The organism is Neobacillus drentensis (assembly GCF_036966985.1).
Classification (GTDB): domain Bacteria; phylum Bacillota; class Bacilli; order Bacillales; family Cytobacillaceae; genus Neobacillus; species Neobacillus drentensis_E.
This window is the reverse complement of sequence record NZ_JBALSN010000690.1, coordinates 1-2,118: the sequence shown is the minus strand read 5'-3', so window position 1 is coordinate 2,118 and position 2,118 is coordinate 1. Positions and strand designations below refer to the sequence as shown.

Annotated in this window: 1 protein-coding gene; it reads left to right on the top strand. The window is 37.1% G+C overall.

Translation table 11 applies throughout. From position 1 onward, the window contains the following. Positions 1-184: 184 nt before the first annotated feature. Positions 185-1,864, top strand: a complete 1,680-nt coding sequence (hcp, locus tag V7659_RS30560; RefSeq protein WP_335543769.1) for a hydroxylamine reductase — start codon at positions 185-187, stop codon at positions 1,862-1,864. Positions 1,865-2,118 lie beyond the last annotated feature (254 nt).

The following is a 2,118-nucleotide window of genomic DNA, read 5'->3' as shown; positions in this document are numbered from 1 at the left end:
AGTTTATGAACAGATTCAGAGAGTACTCCAAATTTAAAATGAATGAACTTATAATGACGATGTAAATAAGTTGATTATATTGTTAATTGCTTTTGATCCTTATTCAATCATTCACATTAAATAAGAGAAAGTGTTTATTGTAGAAAAATAAAATTCGAAAATCATTTACTGGAGGAAATTATAAATGAGTATGTTTTGTTTTCAATGTCAAGAAACCTCAAAAGGAACAGGCTGTACCGTTGTTGGAGTATGTGGAAAAAAAGATGATTTAGCAAATATGCAAGATTTATTGATTTACACGATTAAGGGAATAGCGATTGTAAATACAATGGCTCGTGAAATCGGGATTAATCAAAAGAAAACAGATGAGTTTATTATTAATGGTCTTTTTATGACGATTACAAATGCCAATTGGGATAAAAATGAATTTTTTCATACAGTAAGAGAAGGCTTAACGCTCCGGGAAGAAATTAAAGCGGCAATCCAAAATGCAGGGTATACTTTAGACAACAATAGTGATTTTGTCACTTGGTATGCTGGAACAAATCATCAACTTGAAATGAAATCTGCTTCTCAAGAAGTTAGTATTTTAGCGACTAGAGATGAAGATATACGTTCATTAAGAGAGTTAGTGACGTACGGTTTGAAAGGAATGGCTGCCTATTTAGAGCATGCGGCAAATCTTTGCTATGAAAATGAAGAGCTAAATGAGTTTATGCAAAAAGCACTTGCAATGATTACAGATGATTCTGTAAGTATGGAACAATTGATCGAACTTTCAATGGAATGTGGAAAGTACGGCGTTCATGCCATGGAGCTATTAGATACAGCAAATACATCAACGTATGGTCATCCTGAAATGACGAAAGTAAACATTGGTGTACGTCAAAATCCGGGTATCTTAGTTAGCGGTCATGACCTGAAAGATATGGAACAGTTATTAAAACAAACGGAAGGCACGGGAATAGATGTGTATACACATAGCGAAATGCTTCCTGCGCACTATTATCCAGCCTTCAAAAAATATGACCACTTTGTCGGTAACTACGGAAATGCATGGTGGGAACAAACTCGTGAATTCGAAAGCTTTAACGGTCCGATTTTAATGACAACCAACTGTATTGTACCACCAAGGGACTCTTATAAAGGAAGAATGTATACAACTGGGGCAACTGCTGTTGAGGGGGTAACCTATATTCCTAAAAATGAAGATGGTACAAAAGATTTCTCCGTTATTATAGAGCATGCAAAGAAATGCCAGCCACCAGTAGAAATTGAAACAGGTGAAATTGTTGGAGGTTTTGCGCATAATCAAGTGGCTCAAGTAGCTGATCAAGTGGTAGAAGCTGTGAAAAACGGTGATATTAAACGATTCTTTGTCATGGCTGGCTGTGATGGCCGCCATAATAGTAGAACTTATTATAAAGAGTTTGCCGAAGAGCTTCCAAAAGATACGATCATTTTAACAGCCGGTTGTGCAAAATATCGCTACAATAAATTAGATTTAGGTGATAGCAACGGAATTCCAAGGGTATTGGATGCCGGTCAATGTAACGATTCCTACTCTCTAGTCATGACGGCATTAAAGCTGAAAGAGGCATTCGGATTAGAAAGTGTAAATGAATTACCTTTATCCTATAATATCGCATGGTATGAGCAAAAAGCGGTGATCGTTTTCTTAGCTTTACTTTACTTAGGTGTGAAAAATATTCACGTTGGACCAACATTACCAGCTTTCTTATCACCAAACGTAACGAACTTCTTAGTTGAGAATTTTGGTGTAGGCGGCATTTCAAATACAAAAGACGACATGGAAATGTTCATGAACAGCTCAATTGAAATTCAAGAAAGTACATTAGTTTAATAATAGAACACAATGATTTTCCATAAACAATCATAGAGTAGTTAAAGTAAACCTAAAACAACTGACAATAGAATTGGCGGTGTTAAACCCATTCCTAACAAAGCAGCAAGGAATGGGTTTTTTTTATTTTTAGGCTGTGTTAAACTTGTCTGTTGATTTCCGTTTCAGGCACTTCGCTTTCCGCGGGCGTGCCGGGGAGCCTCCTCGTCGCTTTACTTCTGCGGGGTCTCCCCTGCCCCGTACTCCCGCAGGAG